The organism is Streptomyces sp. NPDC002324 (genome assembly GCF_053593335.1).
Genome location: NZ_JBSFCF010000088.1, coordinates 1 through 3872 on the forward strand (window position 1 = coordinate 1; position 3872 = coordinate 3872).

Annotated in this window: 3 protein-coding genes; 1 reads left to right on the plus strand and 2 read right to left on the minus strand. The window is 68.5% G+C overall.

The features are described from left to right. Positions 1–204 precede the first annotated feature (204 nt). Entirely contained in the window at positions 205–1755 is a 1551-nt protein-coding gene (locus tag ACWCRJ_RS44430) for an AMP-binding protein (protein ID WP_450944674.1), read from the plus strand. 326 nt (positions 1756–2081) lie between these two features. Here the strand turns inward: ACWCRJ_RS44430 and ACWCRJ_RS44435 are convergent, their stop codons facing one another. Both ACWCRJ_RS44435 and ACWCRJ_RS44440 read right to left on the minus strand, forming a co-directional pair. Then, complete coding sequence (locus tag ACWCRJ_RS44435) at positions 2082–2780, minus strand: SDR family oxidoreductase (protein WP_450944675.1); 699 nt, start codon at positions 2778–2780, stop codon at positions 2082–2084. Positions 2781–3314: 534 nt separating this feature from the next. Continuing rightward, positions 3315–3872, minus strand: a 558-nt coding sequence (locus ACWCRJ_RS44440) for an SDR family NAD(P)-dependent oxidoreductase (RefSeq protein WP_450944676.1), incomplete at its 5' end; no start/stop codon positions are given.

The window sequence follows — 3872 nt, forward strand, 5'->3', positions numbered from 1 at the left end:
CATCTACCCCGACGCCGGCCACGGCTTCCTCTACCAGTACGCCGTCCAGTTCGGCACCGAGGTCAACACCTTCCTCGACCGCTGACAACACCTCCGCGGCGAGACGCCGTACCCCGCCGGAACGGAGCCCGGCGGGGTACGGCCGCCACCGAGGCGGGCCCGAAGCATCGGACCAGCCGTATCTTCTCGTGACAGAACAGGGCAATGAATTACATCGAGAACTACACCGTCACCGTCCTGGACCGGCTGAAGGCGACCGGCAGCCGGGACGCGATCGTCTCCGGGACGCGCCGGATCAGCGGAACGGAGGCCCTCGGAACGGTCCTCCGGTACGCCACACTGCTGAGGGACACCCGGCTGGGGAACGGCGACGGGGTCGCCCTCTTCGCGCGGAACTCGCCCGAAGCACTGCTACTGATGCTGGCCGCGCACTTCGCGGGCTGTCGGCTGGTCTTCGTACCGCCTGAGCCCGGTAACAGTGAGCTGGAAGCCTTCCTCCAGCGCTCCCAGGTCAAGGCGCTCTTCTTCGATCCCGACTTCGAGGAGCGGGCCCGACAGATCACCGACCGGGTCGATGTCCCGCACGTCTTCGGTATCGGCCGGTCATCACTCGCGCCGGACTTCCTCGCTGTGGCCCCGGACACCACCGACCTCACGCCGCACGAGGCAGCCGACGGCCGCCATGTCGCGACGCTGCTCTACACCGGGGGCACCACCGGGGCGCCCAGGCTGGTCACGCATCGCAGCCGTTACTACGAGGCTCTGATCCGGGTGTCGGGGAGGTACGGTGACGAGGTCTCAGCCGATCCCAAGATGCTCGTCTGCACATCGGCAACGCACACCAGCGGCCATCTGGCCTCCCTCATAGGCATCCTGACCGGCGCCACAGTCGTACTGCTGAGGACATTCGACGCCGGTACCGCCCTGTCGGTGATGCGTAGCGAGCAGGTCACCTCGATGATGACGGTGACGCCGATGCTGTATGAGCTTCTCGACCATCCGGACTGCCCCGCTGAGGGCTTCCCCTCGCTGCGTACCCTCTTCTACACCGGTGCGGCCGCGGCTCCCGCCCGGCTGCGGCAGGCCATCGGACGTTTCGGGCCCGTGCTGCACCAGATCTACGGGGCGTCCGAGAACGGCCTGGTCGCCGAACTCACGCCGCAGGAACACGACCTGACCCGGCCCGGGTCCCTGACCAGCTGCGGGCGCCCGCGCCCCGGAGCCGAGGTCGAGCTGCGGGACGCAGACGGCAGGCCTGTGCCGGCCGGACAGATCGGTGAACTGTATGTGCGCAGCGGTACCGTCATGGACGGCTATTGGAACGATCCTGAAGGTACGGCCGAAGTCCTGGGCGCCGATGGCTGGTTCCGCAGCGGCGACCTGGCCCGCCAGGACGACCAGGGGCACTTGTACCTGGTCGACCGGGTGAAGGACATCATCGTGACCGGGCGGACCGCCGACAACGTCTACTCACGCCTGCTCGACGATTTCCTGATCTCGCTCCCCGCGGTGAAGGACGCGGCCACCATCGGCCTGACCGGTGAGGACGGCAGAGAGAAGGTGCACGTGGTCCTGGTGCCTCAGGACCCCGCCCGTGTCCCGGACTCCGACGCGCTGACCCGCCAGATCACTCATGTGCTCGGGGACCTCTACGCCCCTGCCTCGTATTCGGTTGCTACGGCCCTCCCTCGGACCAATGTCGGCAAGACCGACAAGAAGGCCCTACGTACAGCCCTGTTGACCGCCCAGCCGTAGAGCACCGACGTCGGCGGTCGCCGCGAACTCGCGCTCGACCTGCTCGAAGTGACCGCTGGACCTCATTCGCCCTCGGGGAGCCGGCACATTGATCGATTACGGCGGCCAGGCATTCGCGGACCGGCCTCACACCGGTGCCAGACCGGGACCGGTCGACACGGCTGCCCGCATCGTGACCTCGTAGAACGCTGAATCACGTGCTGCTGACGGGCCCGCGGCTGTGGTCTGATCTCCCTCGAACAGGGAATCCCGCTCCGATCTTCAACCGCACGACTCGGGATCAGCGGGCATGCCCACTCCGTTTGGTTCGGCGAGACGGCTGCTCGTCAGGGCAGTTCCGGGTAGAGGGCGACGACGCCGCCGGCCAGCCCGGACCGGACCTCGCGGCTGACGTCGTCCGCGAGGATCTCGTAGGCGCCGTCGGCGATGCCGTCGGCGGCGAGCCGGGCCACGTCGGCGGGGGCGGACTTGGGCGCGGTGACCGCCCGGGTCATGTCGGTGTCCATGTAGGCGACATGCAGTCCGGCCACCCGGATGCCCTGGTCGGCGAGTTGGAGGCGCAGGGAGTTGGTGAGGGACCACTGCGCGGACTTGGCGGCGCAGTAGGCGCCGGAACCCGGGAAGCTGAACCAGGACAGGGCGGACAGGATGTTCAGGATGACGCCGCCGCCGTTGGCCGCGATCTGGGGCGCGAAACCGCGGACCACCGACAGGGTGCCGTAGTAGTGGGTGTCCATCTCCAGGCGGATGTTGTCCAGATCGCCTGTGAGCAGGTCGGTGCCGGTGGACGAGCCGGCGTTGTTGATCAGGACCGTCACGTCGCCTGTTGCCTTGACGGCGGCAGCGACCGAGTAGGGGTCGGTGATGTCGAGCGCGATCGGCTTGACGCCCGGCAGATCGACCTGGGCGGGGTTGCGGGCGCCGGCGTAGACGGTGGCGCCGCGGCTGAGCAGCTCGGCGGCGAGTGCCCGGCCCAGACCCCGGTTGGCTCCGGTGACGAGGACGGTGCTGGCGGAGAGGTTCATGAGAGGTCCCTGGTGATCGAGTCGGCGTGAAGGCGTGAAGGCGTGACGGGATGAAGGGTTGTTGATCGGGTCGGGGTTGGTGGTTCAGCCGCAGGTCAGGCAGTCGGAGAGGTGCCCTGGGTGGCCTGTTGAGGGGTACGCGCGGGCGGGGAAGAGCGGGCAGCTGCTGGTGGCGTGGGCGAACAGCCTGCCGCAGAGGTCCGTGATCGTGGCTCCCGGTGATTCAGGCGGTGCGCCGGCCGAGATGCACAGCCGTGCCTTCGCAGCGGATGCGGCCGGTGTCGACGGTGACCGGGTACAGGAGGGTGATGGTGTCGGTATCAGCCAGTGGCCCGTGGCACGCCGAGCGGACGCCCTGCGGTCGGTTCCGGTGCCACCCGGCACAGCCCAGGGATGGGCTGTCATCCGCCTGACACCGGCTCGCGGTGCGGTGCAGCCGTTCGGTGATCGAGGAGGCGGGTGGCGAGAGGTCTGCTTCGCTCTTGCACCTGTCGGGTGAAGGCGAGGGTGTCAGACACCCTGTGTCGTTGGGCGTCAGGCGGGCAGTTGGTTCATCTTGCGGAGTTGCTGGTCGAACATGCGGGTGGGGACGACGCGGCGCATGGTGCGCACGCGTCCGGTCATGGCGCCGGCGGTGTAGCGGACCTTGGGCTTGTCGTCGGTGGCGGCCGCGACGATCTCCTTGGCGACGACGGCGGGGTCGTCACCGTCCCTGACCGCGCCTGCCATGTACTCCTCGAAGACGTGGCGCTGCTTGGCGTAGATGTCCAGGGGCCGGTCGGGGCGGACGCTGGCCGCGTCGAAGGCGGTGCTGGTCCAGGCGGGCTCGACCAGCAGAACCCGTATGCCGTATTCGCGGAGCTCGTGGTCGACGGACTCGGAGTAGCCCTCGACGGCGTGCTTGGAGGCGGCGTAGACGGCCATGTAGGGCTGCGGCATGAACCCGACGATGGAGGAGATGTTGACGATCCGTCCGCTGCCCGCCGCACGCATGTACGGCAGGACCGCGTTGGTCATGCGGATCACGCCGAAGACGTTGATGTCGAACAGGTGCTGGGCCTGGGCGGCGGAGGACTCCTCGGCCGCGCCCGC

What these genes read in the sequence shown, in the direction of transcription:
- ACWCRJ_RS44430 (WP_450944674.1), top strand. Translation starts at nt 205, where the DNA reads ATGAATTACATCGAGAACTACACCGTCACCGTCCTGGACCGGCTGAAG.
- ACWCRJ_RS44435 (WP_450944675.1), bottom strand. Translation starts at nt 2,780, where the DNA reads ATGAACCTCTCCGCCAGCACCGTCCTCGTCACCGGAGCCAACCGGGGT.